This is a genomic window from Abyssisolibacter sp. ZYX002, from assembly GCF_056892235.1.
This window is the reverse complement of record NZ_JARMXH010000001.1, coordinates 712,315-737,466: the sequence shown is the minus strand read 5'-3', so window position 1 is coordinate 737,466 and position 25,152 is coordinate 712,315. Positions and strand designations below refer to the sequence as shown.

31 protein-coding genes and 1 pseudogene are annotated in these 25,152 nt (G+C 29.1%); 2 read left to right on the top strand and 30 right to left on the bottom strand.

Annotated elements, in window-relative coordinates; translation table 11 throughout:
* Positions 1–4: 4 nt before the first annotated feature.
* The 3 genes from xerD to P3X86_RS03235 all read right to left on the bottom strand — a co-directional run bounded on the left by xerD (position 5) and on the right by P3X86_RS03235 (position 2,286).
* Positions 5–892 (bottom strand): site-specific tyrosine recombinase XerD, encoded by an 888-nt coding sequence (xerD, locus tag P3X86_RS03245; RefSeq protein WP_483291190.1) that lies wholly within the window; start codon positions 890–892, stop codon positions 5–7.
* 79 nt (positions 893–971) lie between these two features.
* A complete protein-coding gene (spoIIM, locus tag P3X86_RS03240; RefSeq protein WP_483291189.1) occupies positions 972–1,604 on the bottom strand; it encodes a stage II sporulation protein M in 633 nt (210 codons plus the stop codon).
* 148 nt (positions 1,605–1,752) lie between these two features.
* The gene (locus P3X86_RS03235) at positions 1,753–2,286 is read right to left on the bottom strand and encodes an NUDIX hydrolase (RefSeq protein ID WP_483291188.1); all 534 of its coding nucleotides are present in this window, start codon (positions 2,284–2,286) and stop codon (positions 1,753–1,755) included.
* A gap of 132 nt (positions 2,287–2,418) precedes the next feature.
* On the opposite strand from P3X86_RS03235, the gene P3X86_RS03230 reads away from it, so the two are divergent.
* Positions 2,419–2,895, top strand: coding sequence for a hypothetical protein (locus tag P3X86_RS03230; protein WP_483291187.1), 477 nt, complete (start codon positions 2,419–2,421; stop codon positions 2,893–2,895).
* Positions 2,896–2,987: 92 nt separating this feature from the next.
* Here the strand turns inward: P3X86_RS03230 and P3X86_RS03225 are convergent, their stop codons facing one another.
* From P3X86_RS03225 to P3X86_RS03095, 27 genes and pseudogenes are all read right to left on the bottom strand, one after another.
* The gene (locus P3X86_RS03225) at positions 2,988–3,149 is read right to left on the bottom strand and encodes an alpha/beta-type small acid-soluble spore protein (RefSeq protein ID WP_483291186.1); all 162 of its coding nucleotides are present in this window, start codon (positions 3,147–3,149) and stop codon (positions 2,988–2,990) included.
* A gap of 213 nt (positions 3,150–3,362) precedes the next feature.
* Positions 3,363–4,152, bottom strand: a pseudogene (spo0A, locus tag P3X86_RS03220) (sporulation transcription factor Spo0A).
* Between the two features lie 161 nt (positions 4,153–4,313).
* Positions 4,314–5,627 (bottom strand): SpoIVB peptidase, encoded by a 1,314-nt coding sequence (gene spoIVB / locus P3X86_RS03215; protein ID WP_483291185.1) that lies wholly within the window; start codon positions 5,625–5,627, stop codon positions 4,314–4,316.
* Positions 5,628–5,917: 290 nt separating this feature from the next.
* The gene (gene recN / locus P3X86_RS03210) at positions 5,918–7,597 is read right to left on the bottom strand and encodes a DNA repair protein RecN (protein WP_483291184.1); all 1,680 of its coding nucleotides are present in this window, start codon (positions 7,595–7,597) and stop codon (positions 5,918–5,920) included.
* Between the two features lie 16 nt (positions 7,598–7,613).
* Positions 7,614–8,066 carry an arginine repressor gene (locus P3X86_RS03205; protein WP_483291183.1) on the bottom strand — a complete coding sequence of 151 codons (453 nt, stop codon included), beginning with the start codon at positions 8,064–8,066 and terminating at the stop codon, positions 7,614–7,616.
* A gap of 89 nt (positions 8,067–8,155) precedes the next feature.
* The gene (locus P3X86_RS03200; RefSeq protein WP_483291182.1) at positions 8,156–8,965 is read right to left on the bottom strand and encodes a TlyA family RNA methyltransferase; all 810 of its coding nucleotides are present in this window, start codon (positions 8,963–8,965) and stop codon (positions 8,156–8,158) included.
* On the bottom strand, positions 8,952–10,844 hold the full coding sequence (gene dxs, locus P3X86_RS03195; protein ID WP_483291181.1) for a 1-deoxy-D-xylulose-5-phosphate synthase: 1,893 nt from the start codon (positions 10,842–10,844) through the stop codon (positions 8,952–8,954). Before dxs ends, P3X86_RS03200 begins: the two co-directional genes overlap by 14 nt.
* Positions 10,845–10,851: 7 nt before the next feature.
* Positions 10,852–11,469, bottom strand: coding sequence for a hypothetical protein (locus P3X86_RS03190; RefSeq protein ID WP_483291180.1), 618 nt, complete (start codon positions 11,467–11,469; stop codon positions 10,852–10,854).
* Positions 11,470–12,266: 797 nt separating this feature from the next.
* Positions 12,267–13,163, bottom strand: a complete 897-nt coding sequence (locus P3X86_RS03185; RefSeq protein ID WP_483291179.1) for a polyprenyl synthetase family protein — start codon at positions 13,161–13,163, stop codon at positions 12,267–12,269.
* A gap of 1 nt (position 13,164) precedes the next feature.
* A complete protein-coding gene (gene xseB, locus P3X86_RS03180) occupies positions 13,165–13,398 on the bottom strand; it encodes an exodeoxyribonuclease VII small subunit (protein WP_483291178.1) in 234 nt (77 codons plus the stop codon).
* Positions 13,395–14,603, bottom strand: a complete 1,209-nt coding sequence (xseA, locus tag P3X86_RS03175) for an exodeoxyribonuclease VII large subunit (RefSeq protein WP_483291177.1) — start codon at positions 14,601–14,603, stop codon at positions 13,395–13,397. Before xseA ends, xseB begins: the two co-directional genes overlap by 4 nt.
* A gap of 107 nt (positions 14,604–14,710) precedes the next feature.
* Positions 14,711–15,673, bottom strand: coding sequence for a Kae1-like domain-containing protein (locus P3X86_RS03170; protein WP_483291176.1), 963 nt, complete (start codon positions 15,671–15,673; stop codon positions 14,711–14,713).
* Positions 15,666–16,076, bottom strand: coding sequence for a transcription antitermination factor NusB (nusB, locus tag P3X86_RS03165; RefSeq protein ID WP_483291175.1), 411 nt, complete (start codon positions 16,074–16,076; stop codon positions 15,666–15,668). The genes P3X86_RS03170 and nusB overlap by 8 nt, the downstream gene beginning before the upstream one ends.
* Before the next feature lie 96 nt (positions 16,077–16,172).
* Entirely contained in the window at positions 16,173–16,571 is a 399-nt protein-coding gene (locus P3X86_RS03160; RefSeq protein ID WP_483291174.1) for an Asp23/Gls24 family envelope stress response protein, read from the bottom strand.
* Positions 16,572–16,681: 110 nt separating this feature from the next.
* Entirely contained in the window at positions 16,682–17,344 is a 663-nt protein-coding gene (locus P3X86_RS03155) for a SpoIIIAH-like family protein (RefSeq protein ID WP_483291173.1), read from the bottom strand.
* Positions 17,345–17,382: 38 nt separating this feature from the next.
* Positions 17,383–17,967, bottom strand: coding sequence for a hypothetical protein (locus P3X86_RS03150; RefSeq protein WP_483291172.1), 585 nt, complete (start codon positions 17,965–17,967; stop codon positions 17,383–17,385).
* 20 nt (positions 17,968–17,987) lie between these two features.
* Positions 17,988–18,581, bottom strand: a complete 594-nt coding sequence (gene spoIIIAF / locus P3X86_RS03145) for a stage III sporulation protein AF (RefSeq protein ID WP_483291171.1) — start codon at positions 18,579–18,581, stop codon at positions 17,988–17,990.
* An 8-nt stretch (positions 18,582–18,589) separates the two neighbouring features.
* The gene (gene spoIIIAE / locus P3X86_RS03140) at positions 18,590–19,780 is read right to left on the bottom strand and encodes a stage III sporulation protein AE (protein WP_483291170.1); all 1,191 of its coding nucleotides are present in this window, start codon (positions 19,778–19,780) and stop codon (positions 18,590–18,592) included.
* A gap of 10 nt (positions 19,781–19,790) precedes the next feature.
* Positions 19,791–20,177 carry a stage III sporulation protein AD gene (spoIIIAD, locus tag P3X86_RS03135; RefSeq protein WP_483291169.1) on the bottom strand — a complete coding sequence of 129 codons (387 nt, stop codon included), beginning with the start codon at positions 20,175–20,177 and terminating at the stop codon, positions 19,791–19,793.
* A 12-nt stretch (positions 20,178–20,189) separates the two neighbouring features.
* A complete protein-coding gene (gene spoIIIAC / locus P3X86_RS03130; protein WP_483291168.1) occupies positions 20,190–20,387 on the bottom strand; it encodes a stage III sporulation protein AC in 198 nt (65 codons plus the stop codon).
* Positions 20,388–20,406: 19 nt separating this feature from the next.
* Positions 20,407–20,931 (bottom strand): hypothetical protein, encoded by a 525-nt coding sequence (locus P3X86_RS03125; RefSeq protein WP_483291167.1) that lies wholly within the window; start codon positions 20,929–20,931, stop codon positions 20,407–20,409.
* Complete coding sequence (gene spoIIIAA / locus P3X86_RS03120; RefSeq protein ID WP_483291166.1) at positions 20,882–21,952, bottom strand: stage III sporulation protein AA; 1,071 nt, start codon at positions 21,950–21,952, stop codon at positions 20,882–20,884. Before spoIIIAA ends, P3X86_RS03125 begins: the two co-directional genes overlap by 50 nt.
* A gap of 234 nt (positions 21,953–22,186) precedes the next feature.
* A complete protein-coding gene (locus P3X86_RS03115; RefSeq protein WP_483291165.1) occupies positions 22,187–22,315 on the bottom strand; it encodes a hypothetical protein in 129 nt (42 codons plus the stop codon).
* A 344-nt stretch (positions 22,316–22,659) separates the two neighbouring features.
* Positions 22,660–22,968, bottom strand: coding sequence for a CD1247 N-terminal domain-containing protein (locus P3X86_RS03110; RefSeq protein WP_483291164.1), 309 nt, complete (start codon positions 22,966–22,968; stop codon positions 22,660–22,662).
* A gap of 37 nt (positions 22,969–23,005) precedes the next feature.
* Positions 23,006–23,563 (bottom strand): elongation factor P, encoded by a 558-nt coding sequence (gene efp / locus P3X86_RS03105; protein WP_483291163.1) that lies wholly within the window; start codon positions 23,561–23,563, stop codon positions 23,006–23,008.
* A 57-nt stretch (positions 23,564–23,620) separates the two neighbouring features.
* Positions 23,621–24,058: a type II 3-dehydroquinate dehydratase gene (aroQ, locus tag P3X86_RS03100; RefSeq protein ID WP_483291162.1), complete on the bottom strand. Its 438-nt coding sequence runs from the start codon at positions 24,056–24,058 to the stop codon at positions 23,621–23,623.
* 67 nt (positions 24,059–24,125) lie between these two features.
* A complete protein-coding gene (locus P3X86_RS03095; RefSeq protein WP_483291161.1) occupies positions 24,126–24,644 on the bottom strand; it encodes a shikimate kinase in 519 nt (172 codons plus the stop codon).
* A 381-nt stretch (positions 24,645–25,025) separates the two neighbouring features.
* Here P3X86_RS03095 and P3X86_RS03090 point away from each other — a divergent pair, with 381 nt between their 5' ends.
* Positions 25,026–25,139: an AgrD family cyclic lactone autoinducer peptide gene (locus P3X86_RS03090; protein WP_483291160.1), complete on the top strand. Its 114-nt coding sequence runs from the start codon at positions 25,026–25,028 to the stop codon at positions 25,137–25,139.
* The last annotated feature ends 13 nt before the right edge of the window (positions 25,140–25,152 follow it).

The following is a 25,152-nucleotide window of genomic DNA, read 5'->3' as shown; positions in this document are numbered from 1 at the left end:
ATTATTACGCTCTTGGATGCGCTTTTTGATATACTTCTTTTATTCTTACATTATTCAGCTGAGTATATACTTGTGTAGTAGAAATATCTGAATGTCCCAACATTTCTTGTATGGATTTGAGGTCCGCACCATTTTGTAATAAGTGGACTGCAAAAGAATGTCTAAAGGTTTGAGGTGTTATTTTTTTATCTATATTTGCTCTTTTAGCGTAATACTTTATTATCTTCCAAAAACCTTGTCTACTAAGCCGTTTTCCGTTATGATTTAAAAATAATGCTTGTTCATCTTCGTTGCTATTAGTAAAATAATTTCTGTACTTATTAAGGTAAGTATTAAGAGCAGTTATAGATAATTTGCCTATAGGTATAACTCGTGATTTTGATGTGTTTTTTGAGCTTGTTAAGAATCCAAGCTTTAAGTTTACATCATTGATATTTAGAGATATCATTTCACTTACTCTTATACCTGTAGCATATAAAAGCTCAAGCATTGCTTTATCTCTTACACCTTTTGGAGTATTTGCATCTGGTTGCGCTATCAAATGCTCTACTTCATTTGTGGTTAGTATACTTGGTAGTTTTTTCTCCTGCTTTGGTGATTTTAAGTTTATAGTTGGGTCACTCTTGATCATATCATTATTTAATAGATATTGATAGAAAGTTCTTAAAGATGCCAAGTTTCTAGATATTGTGGAGTTTGATTTCCCCAAATTTTGAATATGCAATAAATAAGTTATGATAACGGTTTTATTGACACTCTTTAAATCCTTTATATCCTTTGTTTTTATATAACTATCAAATTGACCAATATCTCTATTATAACATTCAATAGTGTTTTTTGATAGTTCTTTATCTTTGGATAGATAATTTATAAATTCTTTTGTTAGATCCATCAATAAATCTCCTTTATATATTATTGTCACGGATAATTATATAATTCAACAAAAACGCTTATTTTCCTCTATACTCTTATTAACTTTTTAATAGAAGTCTCATAAACATAGGAGTTATATAAGCTTCCATAAAGCTTCCAATAACTAGTATAACACTAGCTAATACGATAGCTAAACTATAATTGAGTAAGTTTTTGTATCTTGCAGATTTATAATAAATTTGTCTCTTGTTTTTGAGAACACTTGCTGAATAGCTTAAAGATATTACCGATAAAATTATTAATCCAGGTATTATAAATATGTTTTGAGGTAATATAGCTAATAATGCAAATAAAGCCCCATTAATACCGTATTCTCTAAATAAAAACGAAACAGTAAAGCCCATAACAAACCCTCTAATTGATATTAAGCAAAATGTTAAAGGTGCTCCTATAATTATAAGGCCAAAAACCCACAGTAACATTATGGTTTTTAGGTTATTCAGTATAGATTTTTTTAATAATACAATGCTTCCTACTGTAGATTTGTCCAAAATTTTAAAATATGAGTTTAAAAAGCTAACTAAATTTTGTACTTGTGAGTCTTTAAGTATTTTGGACATTATTGAGCCAACAGCTATTCCAAGTATTAAAAAAATGATAACAATCAAATATATACCAGTATATCTATCAAAATGTTCTTTGGCTTTTCTTTTAAAATTAGAATTTGTCATATAATACTCCCTTCATTACTTAATAAACTTGTACTTATTATATTTGTATTATAAAACTTGTACTATAATTACAAAAAAATAGCCTTTACATAAAAAAAGAGATAGCCCATAATTTTATGAGTTATCTCAAGATTTTATATGATATTTATTATGATAGTTTAAGCCTTATAGCAAGTATAGCAGATATAGTTTTGCAATCTTTTATTTCTCCATCGTAAATCATCTTTATTGCTTCATCTATATCTAATTTTAAGATTTCTATGTATTCGTCCTCATCAGGAGCAGGAGCACCAAATTCTAGATCATAAGCTGCATATATGTGTAATACTTCATTGCTAAAGCCTGGAGTTGAATAACACTTAAATAAAAATTCTATCTTCCCAGCATTTATACCTGTCTCTTCTACTAACTCTCTAATTACACAATCTTTAGGGTCTTCAGAAGGATCAATTTTACCCGCGGGTATTTCTATTAGATATTCCTCAGCAGCTTTTCTAAACTGCTTTACTAATATTATTTTGTTATCTTCTGTTACAGGTATAACTGCTGATCCACCATTATGCTCTACAATTTCTCTTTTAGAGTACTTCTGCTCTGGTAATTCTATAGTATCTATTCTTAAGTTTATTATTTTCCCTTCATATATTCTCTTTGAACTAATAGTTTTTTCGGTAATAGTCATAAAAACCTCCTATATAAATTTATATCTTTATTATAAGTCTATATCTATATAAAATAAAGTATTATATGCATATTAGGATATTTTTTTTATTGATGCTAATAATAATACTAAATTAGATAGAGTGGTGATATAATGAAGAAATATATTAAATACTTAGTATCAATATTATTGGCACTTTTGGTTTTTTTTAGTCATACACCAAATTTAGTAGTTAATAAGATGTCAGCGGGCTATTATTATAGTGATAATGTTCAGATTGTATCAGATACTAGTTACTATGATCCTTACAAGACCTCCAATATAGGAATAGGGTTATTAGCTAAATCTCCTGATTTAGAAAGCACAGATAACTATCAAGCAAAATGGAGTACAAATTATGGGCAATTCCTAGTATATGACAAGTTAACTGTTACTCCATTAGGCAAAACTAGCTATAGCAAACTAAATGAAAAGATATATTGGCTTCCTAATCATAACAACGGTAATTCAGGTAAAAATATATATTTTGAGATATATGTATCCTTAATAGACAAAGTATCTGGTAAAATATTAGGCAAAAATAAAATAAAGCTTATTCAATATGCTGATGGTAAGGTATATGTTAAATAGTAATTATAACGGACTGTCTCATCGAGAGACAGTCCAATTTATATAAACTCTCAATCACAAATATATTCGATAATACTTTACTTATATAATGATTATTTGCCGTCTATAAGTTGCTTTTCCCCAATTTCAACTAATTTTTTTGTCATTAATCCGCCTATTCTACCAGAGTAACCACCGATTAATCTCGATGTAGGGCTTAGATCTTTAGCAAATTCTGTGTTTTTATTTAAATGTTTTAAGTTTAATCGTTTCAAAGTATCACCTCTTAATAGAATGATTTATATTATAATGAGAGTTATTATATTTTTTGCAGAAATTAAATAAAGTATGAGTAGTAAATATAGTAAATTAGTTTATCATATATGATAATATTATTTATGATAATAAACCAACAAAAAACACCTTATACGTAAAATATAAGATGCCTTAAGCTTTTATTTTTACTGCATTTTAATAATTAAATTTGATTAAGAACATAAATCCTCTATTCTTAATTTATCTGCAACCATTGCAATAAATTCACTATTTGTTGGTATGAACTGTATAACCAAACAAGCTATTTATTGTATCTATCTTGCCTCTACTCCAAGCAACTTCTATAGCATGTCTTATTGCTCTTTCTACTCTGCTTGGTGTTGTATTATATCTTTTAGCTATTGATGGATATAGTTCTTTTGTTACTGCACTTAAAAGCTCTACTCTTTCCACTACCATACTTATAGCTTCTCTTAGATAAAGATAACCTTTGATATGAGCAGGTACACCTATTTCATGAATGATGTTTGTTATTCTTGCTTCTAAGCTTTTTGGTTTCTTTGGCTCTTGATATAATTTATTAGTAATATCACTTGATGTTCTTCTTTCTACTGTTGTTGACACAACTCCAGCTAATTGTCTAACTCTAGTCATTAGTATCTCAAAATCAAAAGGCTTAATTACGTAATAGTCAGCGCCTAGGTTTATAGCTCTTTGAGTTATTTTATCTTGACCAACTGCTGATAAAACAACTACTTTAGGGAATTGTTCTAGCTTCATAGAATTTAATTTTTCTAATACTCCCAAGCCATCAATATGTGGCATTATTATGTCTAAAATCAATACGTCAGGCATTTGTCTTGACATAATTTCTAGCGCTTCTAATCCGTCTTTAGCTAGTCCTATTACTTCAACATCTGATTGAGTAGATAAATATTCGTTTAAGATACTACAAAAATCTTTATTATCGTCTGCTACTAAAATTTTGATTTTTTTATCCATTAGATAACCCCCTAAGAAAGTAAAAAATATTCTAATTATTTTTATTCGACAATAATAAATTGTTTCCTTCTTAAATTTAAATAAATCTTTATTTTTTGTTATTTTTATGTAAAATAGTTATTTTTTTATACTGCTAGTAATGTAAAACAACAAATACAAGTCTAATTTGACTTGTATTTGCTCAATTTACCTACTTCTACATCTTTTATACCACACTCATCTAACATCCACTCAATATATATACCATATCCTCTTGTAGGATCATTTACAAAAACATGTGTTACAGCACCTATAATTTTGCCATTTTGAATAATAGGGCTTCCGCTCATTCCTTGAACTATACCTCCTGATTCCTTTAGCAGTTCTTTATCTATTATTTTTATAACCATACTTTTTGTTTTCTTCTTGCTTTGGTTTTCTTTTTTAACTATCTCTATCTCATATCTTTTTATTTTATTGTCTTTGGTTGTTGTTAATATATGTGCTTTGCCCAATCTTATTTCATTTATTGTAGCTGCTGGCAATGCATTAGGTATTAATGGGTTTTTGATATTTTCAATCCCTTTACCATAGATACCAAATACTGTGTTTTTTTCAATGTTTCCAAGTGGCTTATTGCTATCGTAAAATATACCTTTTATTTCACCTGGATTCCCTTTTTTCCCTTGATCTATAGAAGATACTTTTGAATGTAGTATTTCTCCTTTTCTAACAGGTATTAGTTTTCCTGTGTCAATATCTTGAATCCCATGCCCTAATGCTCCAAAGCTATTAGTCTCTTTGTGATAAAATGTCAATGTTCCTATACCTGCTGTCTTATCTCTTACCCATAAACCAATTCTATAACAGTTATCTTCGTTTGATTTTATTGGATTGACTTTAGTTTCAAACTTATGCCCATTTCTTTCTATTACTAACTTTGTTGGAGCTTTTATATTATTTAAAAGCTCTACAACATGATTTGAATCATTTACTGCTATTTTGTCTATCTCAAGTATTATATCTCCAATTTTTACACCAGCTTCTTTAGCTGGACAATACTTTTTGCCATCTAGCCCTGTTATTTGTGAAAGAGCTACGACCAAAACTCCTTTTGTATTAAGTTTGACACCTATGGAATGTCCCCCGGGAACTAATTTTATTCTATCTATAACATTTAATTTTACATCTTTTATCGGTATAAAATCAAATAATTTATATTCAATAGTTGCTATCCCATTTTGTAAAAACTTTAAATCATACGTCTTAGAAGCCTTTATTTTGTTAAAACCTACAGAATCACTCTCTATAATCTTATTTTTTTCAAATATATTAAGTGTAAATGGAAAAACAGTCTTAAATTTTTCTGATTGACCTTTTACTATATCTATTTGTGAAGGTATTGATATAATACTATATATTTGGAAAACATATAATATCATTATAGATATTAATGTTATAAAGATTATTTTTTTTGGTGAAGAGTATTTCTTCAAATGAAATCACACTCCTATGTCTAAATTGTCCTGCAAAAACACCTCCTTTTTTGCATTTTAACTACTTCGTATACACTTAATTTAGCCTTTTTTGAGGCAATTTATTCTGCACAAATTTTTATTATAAATCCAACAAAAATTAAAATTTCCGATAAATTCTTAGTATAAGTTTTTTTGACGGAACATAAGTTATTATTTGTTTTAAAGCAAATAATTAATCATTAAAAACAAAAAAAGAGCACTCTTTTTTCAGAGTAACTCTTTGTAATTAATTTATTAATTAAATATTATTATGATATTGTTTGGTTTAAAAGTTCTGAAGCTGTTTGTTTTGTTATTTGAGTTAAATTTTCTCCACCAATTAATCTAGATATTTCATCTATTCGTTGCATATCATTTAGCTTTAATACATCAGTATAAGTCTTATTATCTTTTTCCTTTTTTTCTATCCTGAAATGTACATCAGCTAAAGAAGCTATTTGTGGCAAATGGGTAATGCATATTACTTGTCTAACAGCTGAAATCTTTTTAATTTTTTTACCTACCATATGAGCTGTTTGCCCACTTATACCAGTATCTATTTCGTCGAAAACTAGGCAATCTAAATCATCTAATTTTGCTAATATCGATTTAAATGACAAGCTTATCCTAGACATTTCACCTCCTGATGCTATACGATATAGTGGCTTATGGCTTTCTCCTAAATTTGTTGATATTAGAAATTCTATATCATCGTTTCCATTAACATGATATTTTTCAGCTTTACTTATTTGTATCTTGAAATCTGCTTTAGACATATTTATTTCTTTTAATTCTCTGTTAATATTTTTAACTAATTTTCCTGATATATTCTCTCTATTATGAGTTAATTTATTGCAAAGTTCTTCTAATCTACTTTTTGAAACTTGAATATTGTTCTTTATATTTCTTAGCTCTCTATCCAAATCCAATATATCATCTAATTCAATTTTTAAAGAATCTCTATATTCTTTTATTTCTTGTATTGTTTTACCATATTTTCTTTTAAGTGTATTGATAGTATCTAATCTAGATCTAATTTCTTCAAATCTCTGAGCGTCAAACTCTGCTTCATTTATGTACTTTCTAAGTTCCATTTGAGCATCTTGTACATCATATATGACAGATTGAATAGTATCTTTTGGTGATGTTAGCTGATCATCATGGCTTAAAGCGTCGGTTATCATACTTAATATATAATTTAATCTATTAAGTATTGAGTTATTACTATCAGCATCTAACTCTAATAACGTACTATTAACATTTCTAAGGATACTCTCCATGTTCGTAAGTTTACTATATTCAGAGTTTAATTCTTCATCTTCGTTTTCCTTAATTTCTGAATTATCTATCTCGTTTATTTGATATTTTATTAATTCCATTTTTCTTTCTTTTTCTATGTCATCTATATATTGCTCTTTATACTGCTTTTTTAGTTTTGTAAATTTATTGAATTCAATTTTTACATTATTTAATAAGCTTTTATGATCTTTATCACCTAGGATGTCTATAAAGCTAACATATTTTTCTTTTTTGGTTAAAGATTGATGTTCGTTTTGACTATGTATATCTACCAATTGACTAGCAATATGCTTTAACATTGAGATGGTAACAGTTATACCATTAATCCTAGATACACTCCTTCCAGAGCTATACACTTCTCTAGTTATTAGTATAGTATTATCACTTTCTATCTCAATACCATATTCGCTAAGTTCTTCTATTATATCTTCAAATTTATCTATGCTAAAAAGCGCCTGTATAGTTGCTTTGTTATATCCAGTCCTAATGTTATCTTTATTACATCTTCCCCCTAATATTAAGTTTAATGCACCGATTATTATAGATTTACCTGCTCCTGTCTCTCCTGTTAAGACATTAAATCCTTCTTCAAAATGTATATTTACTTTATCTATTATTGCATAATTAGAAATATTAATATTTAGAAGCATCTAAATACCTCCGTATCTACTTTATTAATTCATCAAATCTTTCTATTACAGAATTAACAATTTCAATATCTTTAACTGCTATAAACACACAATCATCTCCTGCTATTGTACCAACTATTTCTGTTAGGTTTAATACGTCTATAGCTGATGCAGATATCTGTGCTGCTCCTGGTAGCGTTTTTATAACTATTAAATTTCCAGCTGGCTCTATAGATATGATTGAATTTTTGAATATATTTATTAATCTATCTGTAGTGCCTTCATGGTTACTCTTAGTTACTGAGTATTTGTATTTGCCATTTTTAGTTAGTACTTTAACCAGTCTTAGTTCCTTTATATCTCTTGATACAGTAGCTTGTGTCACGTTTATACCTATGTTTTTTAAGTGTTCAGCTAAGTCTTCTTGTGTCTCAATATCATATTTTTTAATTAACTCTAAGATCTTTCCTTGTCTAGTAAACTTTTTCATTTTACCCCCCATAAAACTTTATTTTATATTTATTATTATACTTCTATAATACCACGTTTTTTACTTTTACGTCATAATAACTTTAAATTTTATATTGCGTGTGATTTATCTACAATAGTTTTTATATATTGACTTATATCTGTACATATATTTTCTACCGATTTGTTCTTTATATGTGCAAGATATTCAATATTGCCACTACCTCCTTTTATTGGAGAATACGTTAAAGCTACTATATCTAGTTTATTATTCCTACAATATTTTAGGACATTTTCAATTACTTCTATATGAGTTCTTTTGTCTTTCACTATGCCTTTTTTTCCAATTTTTTCTTTTCCAGCTTCAAATTGAGGTTTTATTAGAGCTACTATATCTACGTTATCAGTAGCAAGTTTCCTAGCAACAGGTAATATGAATTTTAGTGATATAAACGATACATCTATAGTAACGAAATCAACTTTTTCTCCTAAATCATTTTCATCCATATACCTAACATTTGTTTTTTCCATTACTATAACTCTGTCATCTTCTTTGAGTTTTTTATCTAGTTGTTCTTTTCCCACATCTACAGCATAGACCTTACTTATCCCATTTTGTAACATGCAATCAGTAAATCCTCCTGTAGAAGCACCTATGTCAAGTCCAGTTTTATCAGTTAATTCTAGATTAAATTGTTCTATAGCTTTTTCAAGCTTTAATCCACCTCTACTGACATAAGGAACAATGTCGCCTTTTATTTGGATATCACTATCTATACTTACTTTTACTGATGATTTGTCGATTTTTTCATTGTTAACAAAAACTAATCCTGCTTTAATACTACTTTTTGCTTTTTCTCTACTTTTAAGCAGACCTTTTTTTACTATAAGAACATCTAATCTTTCTTTATTTTTTTCCATCTGCTTTTCCTAGTACCCTTTCCTTTACTATCTCTATTATTTTTCCTGCATCAACTTCATATTCTTCATATAAACTTGTAACATCTCCATGCTCTATAAATGTATCTTTGTAGCCAATATTGTATATATGGTTTTTGTAATCTTTTTTTATAAAATAGTTATTGATATAACTAGAAAACCCACCAATAAGAGCATTATCTTCAATTGTTATAATATAACTATGGGTTTTAGCTATTTCATCTATACTCTTCTCGTCCAAAGGCTTTAGGAATCTAGCATTAAAGACCGTAACTTCAATATTATCTTCTAGTAAGGTATCACTTGCTTTTACCGCCTCTTGAACCATATGTCCTATAGCTATTATTGCTACTTCTTTACCTTGTCTTATTATCTCACCTTTTCCAATTTCAATGTTTATATTTTCGTAGTCATTATACTCTACACTCATGCCTCTAGGATATCTAAGTGCAATAGGCCCATCTTTGTATTTTGAAGCAAATTCTATCATCTTTTTAAATTCTTCTTTTCCTTTTGGAGCCATTATAGTTATATTTGGAATATGTGAAAGATATGAAAAATCAAAAACTCCATGATGTGTTTCACCATCACTACCAACTATTCCAGCTCTATCTAAAGCAAAGACTACTGGTAGCTTCTGAATACAGACATCGTGTAAAACTTGATCATATCCTCTTTGTAGGAAGCTAGAATATACAGCATAAAACGGTTTTAACTTTTCACATGCTAAACCTGCAGCAAGGGTTACTCCATGCTGCTCTGCTATTCCTACATCAAAAAATCTTTCTGGGAATTTTTGCTTAAATTCCTCTAATCCTGTACCTAGAGGCATTGCAGCTGTTATAGCTACTATATCTCTATCTTTTTTTGATAAGCTCACTAATGTTTCTCCTAAAATACTTGAATAGCTCTGACCTGATGCTTTTTTTATTTGATGACCTGTCTCAATATCGAAAGGTGGACTTCCATGAAATTTGTCTGGATTTTGCTCTGCTGGGTAATAGCCCTTTCCTTTTTTTGTAACAACATGCACTAGAACAGGACCATTGTACATTTTTGCAATTTTTAAAAACTTGGTTAACTCTGAGATATTATGACCATCTATTGGTCCTATATATTTAAAACCTAGTTCTTCAAAGAATACACCTGGAACAACTAAATATTTCAAACTATTTTTAATACTTTCAGTTGTTCTAAAAATTGTATCTCCAATTTTAGGGATACTACTTAGTATTTTTTTTATGTCTTTTTTGGTATTTAGATAAGAAGGTGCTGTTCTAAGCTTCGATAAGTAGTTAGACAAACCTCCAATATTTTTTGATATTGACATTTCATTATCATTCAATACAACTGTAAACTTGGTTTTTAAGCCTCCTGCATGATTCATTGCTTCGTATACCATACCTGCAGTCATAGCTCCATCTCCTATCACTGATACAACGTTATAGCTATCTTTTAGTACATCTCTAGCTAAAGCTATACCTAATCCCGCTGATACTGATGTTGAACTATGGCCTGTTTCAAAGATATCATGTTCACTCTCTTTTCTTTTGGGATACCCACTAAGACCTTTATATTTTCTAATAGTCTTGAATTCCTCTTTTCTACCTGTGATTATTTTATGTATATAGGATTGATGTCCTACATCCCATATTATTTTATCGTTTGGACTCTCATATACTCTATGAAGAGCTAGGGTTAATTCTACAACTCCTAAATTAGATGCTAAATGTCCTCCATTATTTGATACGACCTGTATTATATAATCTCTCACTTCACAAGCTAATGCATCTAATTTCATAGCGTCTAACGCTTTAAAATCATCTAAGCTATTAATTTTGCTTAGATATTTATATTTCATCACATAATCACCTTTTTCTTCTTAATTCTGGCAATATATCTATGCCAAGTTTTTGGTTTATAAAATATAGTATTTTGGCTGTCTTTAGTATTATTTTATCAGAATTATTTATACCTATTTCTTTACCAATTGCTTTGCCCCCAACTGTTAACGAAGCACTTATAGCACTTATAACTATACTTGCTATTGTATCAATCTTAATATTAAACATATACGCTACTTTTATTGCTATTATAGCACCTGCTGCTCCACTGAGTACACCACATATATCTCCAATAACATCATTGCAAAAATTGGAAACTACAGGTGCATGTCGTATAAGTCTTACTGCAAATTTAGCCTCTTTTATTCCATCTGCAGCCATAGCGTGAAAAGGTGTCTCATTAGCTGAAGCCACTGCGATTCCTATTATATCAAAGAATACACCAAGTGTTATTATAAATATTAACGCAATAGTAGCTAAAACTAAGTTTAATTGTCTCATTAAATTCTCAGAAACTAGAGCGAAAACTATTGCTAATAAAAAAGTCCATATTGAAATTATAATTATCCATCTATAATTATACTTTTTTCTATTCCTATCTTTATTATTCCTTCTGTGACCATTTTTTTTATTATTTCCCAAAATATATCCCCCAACATATGTATTTGCTACATTATGATATTAAATATAAAGCTGATAGCCTAAAAAAGCTACCAGCAGCAGAATGGTGATAGTATTGAGTAAATTTTACGGCTTAGGTCTAGCTGGATTTCCCAAAGAACAAGAACTGTCTGTCGCCAACACAGTGGTTTCCCTTTAATCTCGTTTCTATCCTGTCGCCATAGATAGGGCTAGATTGCCACTTAGACCGCACTGTAATCCTCAATATATCTCATTAAGATCAGCCTAGGAGTTTTCCTCAGGCAGTACTCACTAATCCCTATCCTCTTTTGCAAAATAGGTTTCAACAGCAAAACTACCCCCTTTTTTTGGCCTTAAAAAGCTGTAGTCACGACCATTTTCCACCTATTTCACTCAAGGCAAGCTACACTACAAGAGCTTACGCTACTTTGCAGGTTATCACATGTTTATTACATGAGTCTCCACGAAGGTAGGGTCAACGCCCGCATGCCATTGCGGATCGCCCCATCCTCCTTACTCCCAGAAACGACCCCCGACTGGGCGTCAGCAGCCGAAACCAGGAACTTCATCGATATGCCCTTAAACGGATTTTTAGCCCCGTCTTCAGAACTAGCTGTACCGACTAGGATACTGAACCATTCTGCAAACAAAATTATAACACAGTAGTTATAATAATTCAAACATATTGATTGTCATCATTTCCATTATTTTACATTAATCTTAAATGTATTATCTATAAGAATATTAGAAAATAAGTCCATTGTCAAATATTTTACTAAATATTAATATACTAAAAATTAATTTTCTCTATATACAAAAAAATCTGCCATTGCTTTAAAAAAATCTACTGCTTCTTTATTAGAAAAATGCTCTAAACTTTTTTTAGCTTGATCACATAACATTTTAGTCATTTCTATTGATTTTTCTACACCATAAAGACTTACAAAAGTGACTTTATCGTTAGATTCATCACTACCAATGTCTTTTCCTAATTTATCTTGCTGTCCTATTTTATCCAATATATCATCTCTAATTTGAAAACATAATCCTAATGCTTCACTATATATTTTCAGCTTTTCTAAATCTTCTATATTAGCTCCACCTACTATAGCGCCACTAATTATTGAAGCTTCTATTAGCGCAGAAGTCTTATGCTTATGTATGAACTCTAATTCCTCTTTTTTAATATCTTTTCCCTCTGAAAGTATGTCTACAATCTGCCCACCTATCATTCCTTGTACACCAGCAGCTTTTGCAATCTTGTTAACTGCCTTTAAATATTTCATATCATTTTTATTATGCTCTAACATATATCCTAATACACTCTCAAATGCATAATTTAATAAACCATCTCCTGCTAGTATTGCAATTGCTTCTCCATATACCTTATGATTTGTTAGCCTACCTCTTCTATAATCATCATCATCCATTGCTGGCAGATCGTCGTGTATCAATGAGTAAGTATGTATCATTTCTAGTGCTACAGCAAATACCATAGCATCTTCTATATTACCATCAACCAGTTCACAAGCCTTTAGATTTAGAATAGGTCTTATTCTTTTGCCCCCTGCAAATATACTATATCTCATGGATTGATATATGTCTTTTTGTAGAGTTTGTAGATTTGGAAGCCTTTTATCAAGCTCTTTATTTATGAGCTCTTTGTATTTATTCAATTCTTCATTAAAATTCACTTTATTCACCATCCGTAAAATCTATTTCTTCTATTGAATTTTCGTTTTGACTCAATATTAATTTGACTTTTCCTTCATAATCATTGAGCTTATCTCTACAATATTTATATAAGTCTACGCCTTCCTTAAAATACTCAAGACTTTTATCAATATCTATATTATTGTCTTCTAATTCTTTTGTTATTTCTGATAGTTTTTTAAAGGCATCTTCAAATTTCATATCCTGTTTACTCATTTAACATACTCCTTATCAATTACTTTAGCTTTAATCTCTCCATCTTTCATTCTTACAGTTATAATCTCTCCATCTGAAAGCTCTCTTGCTGTATCAATGTACTCACCAGCATTATTCTTTACTATGGAATATCCACGCTCCATGACTGCTAATGGACTGTATGAATGTAATTTCACGCGTTCTTTTTCTAAGGCCAGAAACTCCATCTCTTTTTTATGGTTGATTTTTGTCATTATTCTCTTCATACAGTCATTCACTTTAGTACTGTATTGTTCAATTATTTTATCTGGATTACTCATTTTAAGTTTACTAGAAAAGAATTTAAGTTCATATTTTTTCTTTTCTAATTTCTTGTTTATATTATGTATCATTAAATTACACAGATCATCAAGCTTATAGCTAAGTTCAAAATACTCTGGGACAGCTATCTCTCCTGCTGCTGACGGAGTTGGTGCTCTATAGTCACTTACAAAATCAGCTATTGTAAAATCTGTTTCATGACCAACTGCTGATATTACTGGTGTACTTAAGTGATGTATCTCTCTAGCAGTATCTTCTTCGTTAAATGCCCATAATTCTTCTATAGATCCTCCACCTCTACCAGTGATAATAATATCTACATCTTCTCTAGCATCTAGATATCTTAAAGCTCTACATATTTCTTGATGAGCTGTTTTGCCTTGGACTAATACTGGATAAATTAGTATATCCATCTTTGGATAACGCCTTTTTATTACCGTTATTATATCTCTAACTGCTGCTCCTGTAGCAGATGTTACTACACCAATCTTATTTGGAATAAATGGAAGGCTTTTTTTTATACTCTTATCAAATAGTCCTTGTGTTTCTAACTTGTTCTTTAACTCTTCAAATGCTATATGTAATTGACCAAGGCCTTTTACTGTTATATCCTTAACATATAATTGATATGCTCCATCTCTATCATAGACAGATATGTTACCTTTTAGTATTAGATTGTCCCCATTTTTTATCTTCACTTTTAAATTTTGAGAATCAGAACTAAACATAACACAATTTAACTTACTCTTTTCGTCCTTTAATGAAAAATATAAGTTCCCACTAAAGTGCTGCTTTAAATTAGACACTTCTCCCTGAACATAAATATTATTAAGAATTGGATCTGTATTTAGTACTCTTTTAATATATTTATTTAAATCACTAACTTTTAGCGGTTTGATATTCATTTTCTACTCCTCGTTATAAAGCCCTAATATATACTTATTATATTATTATAGCCATAAATCTTCAACTATTTTAACATAAACAACAATAAACCCAGTCATTAGCCTATTTATAATGATTCTGGGTTGTTATATCTCATATAGCCAATATATGCATTTCCTATGGCATTGTCAGAGCAATAGCTCTTTATAGGATAATAAATATTTATGCTATTATATAAATTATCAGATAATAGCATTCGGATGTATGCATTAGCTGATACTCCTCCTGCAAATACAATATCATTCATTTTTTGATTTTTAATATAATTTAGCACCGACTTACTTAGGGTACTAGCGACTATATACAACGTACTTTTTGCAACATCACGATAATCCTCACCATCTTTTATAGCTTTTGTAAGGTGAGTTTCAGCACCTGAGTAATTTATCCATGTACTACTTACATTGACTGGTAATCTAGGTAATAACTTTCCCTTAATTGCTAGATTTTCTAATTCTATACCACTAGGAAAGTTCAGTCCCATTTTTACTCCTGTTCTGTCTACTAATTGACCACAGCTAATATCTTTTGTACCACCTACTATATCAATACTATATTCATAAGGCAAAGTTCTATGTACTCTTAGTAGTTCTGTTGTGCCTCCAGAAATATGATATACTAAAAATTTTCTTATATTAAGCTTATCACATCCATATAACGCTGCTGCTATATGTCCTTCTTGATGGCTACAATAGTATATTGGTATACCTAATGTTCTTGAAATGATTTCTCCTTGTGCTTTACCTGCATTGAATACTGGCATATATGAGCCTTCTACTTTTCTAGGGCTATTACTTGCAACAACGTTTCTTATCTTAGTAAGATCTATATCATCTGATATCTTTTTAAATAAACAAGGTAAATTATTGACATGTTTAAATACTGCCTCCTGTTGCCTTAAACCACGTTCACCTTTTTTTACATCTAATAATATTCTATTGTCACATACAACACTACCTTCATCATCTATTAGCGCTATAGAAGTCCTATATGCGCTAGTGTCAATTCCTAAGTAATACCCTTTACTCATAATCAAATCTGTCCCTGACAAATGCTCCTAATATACCATTAATGAATTTACCTGCTTCATCTGAGCTATACATTTTAGCTGTTTCAACAGCTTCGTTTATACTAACCTGCATTGGAATATCATCGTTAAACAATATTTCATAAATAGCTATCCTAAGTATAGATAAATCCACTGCTGATATACGCTCTAGCTTCCAACCTTTAGCGTACTTTTTTATTACACTATCAATATCATCTTTATTTTTACAAACTGTATCTATACAATCGTTAAAATAATCTATTTCTTTGCTTGTTATTTTATTTTCCTCAAAAAATATTATCTTATTTTCCTCATTAAAATCATTGTTAACTTGCATCTGATATAATAATTTCATTGCTTTTTGCCTTGTTGTTTTTCTACTCATATTTTCCTCCTTGTAGAAACGTTTATTATCTTATAAAAATTATATGGGATGTTTTAAATAGCATGCATAGCTATTTAAAACACCCCTAAAAGATTTTTAATCTTCTAAGTCTTCTATTTCTTTGGGTTCTTCTTTTTTTATCTTAACCCCTTGTACATGTATATTAACTTCTAAAACTTCTAAACCTGTCATTGTCTCAATAGCATTCTTAACACTCTCTTGAACTTTCCAAGATACTTCTGGTATTTTTGAGCCATAGTCAACTATTACATGTAAGTCAACTTTTGTAGTACTGTTATCAAGCGATACTTTTACTCCTTTTGATAAGTTTTTTCTTCCTAGTATTTCAGCTATATCACCTGTAAATCCACCACTCATTCCAGCTATACCTTCAACTTCTGTTGCAGCTAATCCGGCTATTACACCAACAACATCATCTGCTATTTTTATTTCTCCCGAACTTTTGATCTCATTATTTAATGTATCTTTATCCATATTGCACCTCCACAAAATATAAAAATATAATGCCGATATAGTATATTACTGCTATTATAACATTTATCAAAAGTAATTATACCACTACAAATAGTTTTTTTCAAATGGTTCTACTGTTTTTTCATTATCTTTATATTTGTTGCACTCATATCTGTTTCTTCTTTTACAACACTTAATATTTTTGCTACATCTTGTTCATTTAAATTTTCCACATCTACAACTACACTTACATTCTTATTATTTATAAAAAGAATTGCATCTTTATACCCTTTAGCTTTTATTAAACCCTCTATATGAAGCTCTTTTTTTGATATGTTTCCTATATCCATTATCTGTTGTTGTGCTTTTGTTCTAATATCTTTAGTAGTATTATCATTATCCACTATTTCATTTAGTCTCTCAATCTGGTTTGCTCTTAACTTATCCCTTGACAACCTACATTCAACAAAATAATTATCGTTTTTTTCATTCTCATCTGCTATTTTTTTATTAATTTTTGTACTAGTTTCATCTCCTATATCATCTAATTTACTTACTTCGCTATCAATAATTTTAAAGCTTTCTGTATTATTATCATATTCTTCGGACATAGTACTCTTTGAATCCCCATCTAAATTTGCCATATTCATTTTTTTCATCATATTTGCCTCGTGCTGTTGATATTCATTTGTTGATGTCCTAGCTCTTCTAAGTGTTAGCCTATGATTGACTACTCCTACTACAATAAGTAATACTACTAATGATGCTAAATAGATTATTCTTTTTTTATCCAAAACTTTAACCCCCTTAATTTTAGCCAATTTGGCTATCTTTATTTGCTTAAAAACACTTCAACTTTATTTCCTGTAATACCCAATACTGTTTTTACTGCCAAATAAATATCTTCTTTAACCTTCATATCTTCTATGCCTCCAGCAACTACTATTACTCCTTTAACCTTTGGTTTTATTTCTTTAAGTATTACTAAACCTTCATTAGAACTTTTTGTTACTATTTCATTGATTTCATCTTGTTTGTTAGTACTTCTAGTTCCACCTTGGTAGTCCTTTTCATTGGTGCTTTCTACGGTTATTGTTTTGTTTATCGCAGGTATACGCTCTGTAGTGTCTTCTAACGTAACCATTACTTCTACATTACCTACCCCTTTAATTTTACTTAAAATATTTTTTAATTTATCTTCCATGAACCTAGCTGTATCATCACTTTGCTCTGATTTCACTGTCGATGCAATATCGGAATTCACCTTGCCTATATCACCAGTTGTTTCTCCATCTGTAGAGAAATATACTGAACCTATCAATAAAAGTATTCCAATAACCAATAGAAAAATAATATTGCTATTTTTTTTATCTTTGTCTGAAAACATTCTTTTTATTGATTCTTTAAAGTTACTCATACAAAACCTCCTTTTCTTCATTATTTAAGATACAAGCTTATCCTACTTTCCTTTATTCCATAGTTACTAGATAGGGCTTTGATTAAGCTTTCACTTTTTATCTTTTTTGTCTTTGAATTATCTTTATTGATGTTTATATTCACTTTTTCAATATTTATTTCATTGCTACTCTTTTTATGCCCCATATTTGTTAATAATATATTTAACGACTCCATATTAAAGTTATTATCATTATTTGAATCATCCTGTAACTTTATATCAATATTCTCTACTTTATATTTGCTATTTGTTTCTACATATTTTGCAATATTATTTTTAATAATGCTGATATAGGTTTCTTTTATATATTCTTTTTGACTTTCACTATATTTTTCATCCTTTTTTATGTTGTACTCCGAATAAGCATCTAACTGTTTATAGCATTTATTAGTTATATATAAATCTCCCTTTATTGCTACTACTATTGGTCTTATTATTACGATAATTAAGACTAACCCTACTATAATCTTTACATATCTTTTAAAGCTATTATTAGGTAAAAGGCTCTCTAGCATAATTAAAAATATAACTACAAATACAATATTAATAACCCATGTTTTAAGTACTTCTCCCATGTTATCACCTACCTTAACATTAGTGTCATTTTGCCTGCTGTTATAATAATGGTTATTGTTATGAAAAACATAAGTGCTACTGATATAACTGCTGCTAATACAAGCACAAATGCTTTACTTATTTCTCCTATACTATTTACAAGTTTTTCGTCTGCTATAGGTTGTACTATTGCTGCGGTGAGTTTATATACTAATATCAACGCCATTATCTTTATACAAGGTATGATACATATAATGAAAAGTGTTATCAGACCTATAACTCCTATAGCATTTTTTAGTAACATTGAACACCCTATAACTGTATCAACCGCCTCTGTAATATATCCACCAACTATAGGTATAAAACTATCTATTGCAAACTTGGCTGTTCTAATAGTTATCCCGTCAACCTTTGCTGCTGTCATTCCTTGAATGGATAATATTCCTACAAATATAGTAAAGCAAACTCCTATAATAAGAACACTCACTTGCTTCATTAACTGTGCAAGCTTAGAGATTTGTACTTTGCTTGAGATATTATTTATCAGTCCTATAATTGACGAAAAATATATCAGTGGTATTATTATTTCTTTGATTATTACACTTATTGTTGTCATTGTTCCTAAAATAATGGGCTGAAATATAGCAGAACTTGAAATACCACCCATAGCAGCTAACAATACCATCATAGTTGGAAATAATGCTTGCATAAATGAAACCATCTGATCTATTGCTTCTTTCCCTATTCTAATACCATCAATGCAACTGCTTATAACTATACCTATAATTATTATGTAGCATGAAATATAAGCTATTTCACTTATTGAATTGTCATTAAATGCACTACGTAAATTAGTCATAATAGAGCAAATAATAGCTATTATCAATAATTTTACTAATAAAGATATATTGTTTCTTACTTCATTAAATATCATATGAAGCAGTCCTTTTAAAATCTCCCCTGCGTCTAGTACCTGTTCTCCTTTAATTAATGAAAATATGTACTGTTTAAAATTTATCTTTGGCAAGTAGTTATCTTTTTGTGTATTTACATCTTTTATTTGCTTTATTAACTCATCTAAATTCAAATTTTTTAATTGCTTATTTATAATTCCCTCTGTAGTATCCTTTAACACACCATTATCTTCACTTGAATATGAAGTAGTCATAGAGAGTATAATTACAAAAAAACAAATTATTAAAAAGCATATTCTTTTCATTTTTATCCCCTTACGGTATTATATCTACTATCATATCTATAACACCTACAAATATTGGTATTGATATAGCCATAATAAGAACCTTTCCAGCTAATTCGATTTTATGAGCTATAGCATTTTGCTTAGCATCTTTAGCAATTTGTGCAGCAAACTCTGCTATATATGATATACCCACTATCTTTAATATCACGGTAGTATACAAAAAATCTATATTAACTTTACTTGCTAAATCTCCTAACGTTTCAATTACGTATTCTAGTTTACTAATGATCATAAAAAATATTAATAATCCTGTTGCAATACTAATATACAATGACATTTCACTTTTCTGCTCGTTTAACAACACTGCTAAAATTGTAGCAATTATACCTAATCCTGCAATTTGAAATATCTCCATATCTTAACCTCTTTAATATAGTTTGAAAACTGTCTTAACTTCGTTGAATAGTTTACTTATCATTCCAATTACCATTGTAAGAACAACTACTAGTCCTGCTATAGTTGTTATCATTGCATGATCTTCACTACCAGCTTTTTTAAGTACTTGGTTAAGTACAGCTATTAAAATTCCTATTCCTGCAATTTTAAATATTATATCTATTCCCATTTTTAGCACTCCTTTTCATTTATATTAGTACTATAATTATGCCAACACCTATCAAGACACCTAGTTTATTGTATAGCTTTTCATTTATTTTCATTTCCTCTTTTGCATCTTCTATTTGGTGTATTACTTGTTCATGCAATGCATTTAGGTGCTTTTTTTGATCTAACCTATTTGAAATACCTATAATAGAACCTATTGATAAAAATATTTCTTTGTCATCATTATTTAATGCTATGTTATTAATGCTTTTTTCTATGCTTTTTTTAAAGCTCGTCATTACATCTATATACTCTCTATCTTCAAGCATCATTGCAATATCTTTATATATATATGAAAAATCTTTATTGCATTTATTGTAAACATTCATCAATGCTTCTGTTAATGGATTTGACATGCATACTATCTCTGTCTCCAATATTCTAATAGAACTTAATAAAACATTTAGATTCTTAACTCTTAATCTATATCTGGTACCCTTTTTATATCCCAATAAGCTACAAGATATAACTACCATCAGGCTGCCTAATATTTTTATTATCCACATTGTACTTCTCCTTTTTTTTGATATATTGATTATGCGCCAAATTAATTATCTTCTTTACGGTACCAACGCCTTTAGAATTGTCTAATATTATAATTTTTTGAAATATATTTTCTTTAATTATTTGATTTAAATACGGCTTGTTCATAACATCCTCTAAACTCTCTCCATGGACTGTAGCTACTAGCTTTACTCCAGCCTTTAAAGCTTCATGTATTGCATCTATATCACTTTTAGAACCCAATTCGTCTGTTGCAATCACTTGTGGAGACATAGACCTTATTAACATCATAATTCCCTCGTATTTAGGACATGATGAAAGTATATCTGTTCTAACTCCTAAATTCATTTGGGCTATTCCTTTATGCACTCCTGATATTTCCATTCTTTCATCTAAAACCCCAACCCTCAAACCTTTAAAATTTATGCTACCTACTCCATCGCTAATATTCCTAATTAAATCTCTGAGTATAGTAGTCTTTCCACACTTTGGAGGAGAAACTATTAATGTGTGATAAATCGTTTTATCATCTTTAATAACATAAGGTAAAATCTTATCTGATGCTCCTATTATCTCTTTTGATATTCTAATATTTAAAGATGTTATATCCTTGATTGTTTCAACCATATTATTTGAGTATATTGCGCTCCCTACAAGCCCTACTCTATGTCCACTTTTAAGGGTTATAAATCCTCTTTTTATATCTTCTTCGTGCGCATATATAGAATGGTTGCAACAAAATTGAAATGTCTTGTAAACTTCTTCTTTACTCACGATATACGCATCTTCGTTAAAACTAGAGTGTAGTATACTATTTTTATCTACAAAATAATCTATTGCACCTTTACATAATATCAATGGTTGATTTACTCTTAATCTAATTTCTTCAAATGATTCTTTGTCCACAAAAGAGATATTTTTAAGTATCTGCCTGATTTCAATATCAATATAATTTAGAACATCATCAAATCTCGTATGTTCATTTGTTTTTCTTTTAAAATTTATATTATTTATACTATTCATAACTTGTCTCTCCTTTGTATAATAATATTATGTTTAGACATACATTATGCACATTTTTTAATATAATAAAAAAGGATATCTCAAATCACAAGACATCCTTTTTTATTATATATAAAGGTATATTAAATGAAATTTTTGTTAAATAACTTTAATTCAAAAAATTATTTTCTTCAGGGTTACAATAATATTCACACTTTAGTAGCGTACAACAATGCTTATTGATTAGTTTATATTTTAATAAGGTCTTACTATTTTGATATAATCACTAAAGAAACTATATTTTCCATATCCACAATAACAAGAACAATCTGCTTTGCTAAGACTCAATGAATCTTTATTTTTTTTTCTTAGTAATTTTTTCATAATACACCCCCTTTAAGCCTTCAATTATATTTGTTAATTCACTTATAAGATTATTTAACAAAGCATTTTGTTTCCAGTTTAGTTTAAACGTTAATAAAACCAACTACCCAACATAACAAATAAGTTTAGGTAGCTGGTTTATTTAAAATTATATATACACTTATTCTTTCAAACTCGCAGATGCATTTGCAATATGGTCTACATAAAACTAAAGAACGTTTGTTAGCCCTCTTTATAAGTTTCTACATATCAAATCCTCCTATTAATTTTTGTTGAACTAATCTTCCCTCCTTTATTTGTAAAATGAATATATGCATAAAAAAAATCAGGGGCAAGCCTGATTTTTATTCGTCACATTCGCATATATGATCTTCGTCACATTCACAATCACAAATATCATCATAATATTCGTCATCATCATATTCATCATCGCCATATATATCATCTTCTACATCTGATAAATCTTCATCCATAAATTCAATATATTCAGCCATATCATCATATTGGTCTTGTAAATCATCCATAGCATCAGCTATATCTTCTAATGCATCAATAATCTTAACTAATAATTTACCTTCTTTAGTAGAATCATCTACTCCTAACCCCTCTGCTAAACCTTGTAAATAACTTACTTTTTCGTATAAATAGTTCATATTATCCTCCTTTTTCACTTTATTGTATTATTATAACCTAAACTCTTGATAGATACTCACTAGTTCTTGTATCTATTTTGATAACATCCCCAATGTTAACAAACAAAGGAACATTAACTACAGCACCAGTTTCAACTGTAGCTGGTTTATTAGCACCAGTAGCTGTATCACCTTTAACTCCAGGTTCTGTATGTGTTACCTCTAACTCTACAAAATTCGGAGCATCTATCTGGAATGGTTTTCCTTCATAAAACTTCATAGTTGCATTTTCGTTTTCTTTTAAGAATTTAATAGCTTCCTCAACTTGATCATAATTTAAAGCTATTTGATCATATGTTTCATTATCCATAAAATAGTATAATTCACCGTCATTATATAAATATTGCATTTCCTTAGTCTCTATATGAGCTTTTGGATATTTATCATTTGGATTAAATGTATCTTCTTTTATAGCACCAGTCTTTAGGTTTTTTATTTTAGCCCTTACGAAAGCAGCTCCTTTTCCCGGTTTTACATGTTGAAAATCAATTATTTGATAAATATTTCCATCCATTTCTAAAGTTAGTCCTTTTTTAAAACTACCTGCTGAAATCATTATTAAACCTCCTAAAAATAAATATATACATATGCCTTTTAGCATTATATAACTAAACTATATTAACTGACTAATTGCATCAATAGCCACCAAATATCCAATGTATCCCAAACCACATATTTGACCAGTACAAACTTCAGCTGTCAATGATTTATGTCTAAATTCTTCCCTTTTATGTATATTGGACAAATGCACTTCTATTATTGGGATATCTAAAATTTCTATAGCATCTCTAATAGCAATACTATAATGTGTATATGCCGCTGGATTTATAACTATGCCATCATAATTACCCAATGCTTCTTGCAATCTAGTAACTATATCACCTTCTATATTTGATTGGTAAAAATCCACGCACATATTCAGTTCATTAGCTTTATTTTTACAAAGCTTTTGTATTTCTTCTAAGCTTTTTATACCATAATGGTTTGAGTTCCTTTTTTTTAGCATGTTAATATTTGGTCCATTTATAATAAGTATTCTCTTTTTGATCATTCCTATTCTCCTATTCCTATTCTATACTACCATATTTATATAGGTACAATCAATTAAAAATAGTATTTTAATATCTTGCATTTAACACCTTGCATATTTCATTTACTATTTGATTGTGTTTTTTATTATCTACATCTATAGTTATATCTGCAATATTTTGATATATAGCCTCTCGTTTTTCCATTAAGCTCTTAACTTCATCCATCCAATTTTTCTTTTGTATTAAAGGTCTCTTTTTGTATGAATTTCTTAGATTATTACAGATGTTATCTACTGTACTTCTTAGATAAATAACAATGCCAATTTGTTTTAGATATTTTGTATTGTCTGGATTGATTATAACTCCTCCTCCAGTTGATATTATAGAACTATGTTCATCAACCAATTCTTTAATCATTTTATGTTCTAATTCTCTGAAGTATTTCTCTCCATACCTTTTAAATATCTCAGTAATTGTTATGTTATTATTTTCTTCTATAAGGTCATCAGTATCTATAAACTTCATGTTTAATTTTTTAGCTAATCTTCTACCGTTTGTAGTTTTCCCACTACCCATAAATCCAATAAGAATTATGTTTTGTTTCATCACTAAATCAGTCCTATCTCAAATAATATCTTTAAACCTTACTAAATCAACATAATACTTAATTATATCAATAATATAAAATATTATCAATATCAACCTCTATATATTACATTATTACTGATATTCTGAAGTATTATCCCTATATATATTATGTATTTTAGAAGATGAGTATAGCACATTATGTCGATTTATATTTTTTTTGCTTATTTTTGGATATATATGTTCTTTTTTTGGAGATTTTGATTAAAAAATAAGTTAATTTTTGGTTTTATACTATTTTCATTTTAAGGAAATCATGATATAATTTATTATAATGATGCACAATCTCCATATTTATGTAATTTAGAGAGGTGACATCATAAATGAAGGGAGGAATTATTCATGAAAAAAGGTTTGTTAGCAAAATTAGGCTTAACAGTTGGTTCACTTGCTGTTAATTCTGTTTCTCTTATCCATGGTGAGCAAAAGGTTTGCCCAAAAGAATTATGTAAATAATCTTTACGAGTAA

Excerpts from the sequence above, each read along its gene's own strand:
- P3X86_RS03235 (WP_483291188.1), bottom strand. The coding sequence starts at position 2,286 with ATGACTATTACCGAAAAAACTATTAGTTCAAAGAGAATATATGAAGGG.
- spoIIIAF (WP_483291171.1), bottom strand. The coding sequence starts at position 18,581 with ATGGGAGAAGTACTTAAAACATGGGTTATTAATATTGTATTTGTAGTT.
- P3X86_RS03115 (WP_483291165.1), bottom strand. The coding sequence starts at position 22,315 with ATGAAAAAATTACTAAGAAAAAAAAATAAAGATTCATTGAGTCTTAGC.
- xerD (WP_483291190.1), bottom strand. The coding sequence starts at position 892 with ATGGATCTAACAAAAGAATTTATAAATTATCTATCCAAAGATAAAGAA.
- P3X86_RS03205 (WP_483291183.1), bottom strand. The coding sequence starts at position 8,066 with ATGAAAAAGTTTACTAGACAAGGAAAGATCTTAGAGTTAATTAAAAAA.
- spoIIIAE (WP_483291170.1), bottom strand. The coding sequence starts at position 19,780 with ATGAAAAGAATATGCTTTTTAATAATTTGTTTTTTTGTAATTATACTC.
- P3X86_RS03110 (WP_483291164.1), bottom strand. The coding sequence starts at position 22,968 with ATGAACTATTTATACGAAAAAGTAAGTTATTTACAAGGTTTAGCAGAG.
- P3X86_RS03125 (WP_483291167.1), bottom strand. The coding sequence starts at position 20,931 with ATGTGGATAATAAAAATATTAGGCAGCCTGATGGTAGTTATATCTTGT.
- dxs (WP_483291181.1), bottom strand. The coding sequence starts at position 10,844 with ATGAAATATAAATATCTAAGCAAAATTAATAGCTTAGATGATTTTAAA.
- spoIIIAC (WP_483291168.1), bottom strand. The coding sequence starts at position 20,387 with ATGGGAATAGATATAATATTTAAAATTGCAGGAATAGGAATTTTAATA.
- P3X86_RS03150 (WP_483291172.1), bottom strand. The coding sequence starts at position 17,967 with ATGAGTAACTTTAAAGAATCAATAAAAAGAATGTTTTCAGACAAAGAT.
- recN (WP_483291184.1), bottom strand. The coding sequence starts at position 7,597 with ATGCTTCTAAATATTAATATTTCTAATTATGCAATAATAGATAAAGTA.
- xseA (WP_483291177.1), bottom strand. The coding sequence starts at position 14,603 with ATGAATATCAAACCGCTAAAAGTTAGTGATTTAAATAAATATATTAAA.
- P3X86_RS03160 (WP_483291174.1), bottom strand. The coding sequence starts at position 16,571 with ATGGATAAAGATACATTAAATAATGAGATCAAAAGTTCGGGAGAAATA.
- nusB (WP_483291175.1), bottom strand. The coding sequence starts at position 16,076 with ATGAGTAGAAAAACAACAAGGCAAAAAGCAATGAAATTATTATATCAG.
- aroQ (WP_483291162.1), bottom strand. The coding sequence starts at position 24,058 with ATGATCAAAAAGAGAATACTTATTATAAATGGACCAAATATTAACATG.
- spoIIM (WP_483291189.1), bottom strand. The coding sequence starts at position 1,604 with ATGACAAATTCTAATTTTAAAAGAAAAGCCAAAGAACATTTTGATAGA.
- xseB (WP_483291178.1), bottom strand. The coding sequence starts at position 13,398 with ATGAGTAAACAGGATATGAAATTTGAAGATGCCTTTAAAAAACTATCA.
- P3X86_RS03095 (WP_483291161.1), bottom strand. The coding sequence starts at position 24,644 with ATGAAACAAAACATAATTCTTATTGGATTTATGGGTAGTGGGAAAACT.
- spoIIIAD (WP_483291169.1), bottom strand. The coding sequence starts at position 20,177 with ATGGAGATATTTCAAATTGCAGGATTAGGTATAATTGCTACAATTTTA.
- P3X86_RS03200 (WP_483291182.1), bottom strand. The coding sequence starts at position 8,965 with ATGGAAAAAAATAAAGAAAGATTAGATGTTCTTATAGTAAAAAAAGGT.
- P3X86_RS03090 (WP_483291160.1), top strand. The coding sequence starts at position 25,026 with ATGAAAAAAGGTTTGTTAGCAAAATTAGGCTTAACAGTTGGTTCACTT.
- P3X86_RS03170 (WP_483291176.1), bottom strand. The coding sequence starts at position 15,673 with ATGAGTAAAGGGTATTACTTAGGAATTGACACTAGCGCATATAGGACT.
- spoIIIAA (WP_483291166.1), bottom strand. The coding sequence starts at position 21,952 with ATGAATAGTATAAATAATATAAATTTTAAAAGAAAAACAAATGAACAT.
- P3X86_RS03230 (WP_483291187.1), top strand. The coding sequence starts at position 2,419 with ATGAAGAAATATATTAAATACTTAGTATCAATATTATTGGCACTTTTG.
- efp (WP_483291163.1), bottom strand. The coding sequence starts at position 23,563 with ATGATTTCAGCAGGTAGTTTTAAAAAAGGACTAACTTTAGAAATGGAT.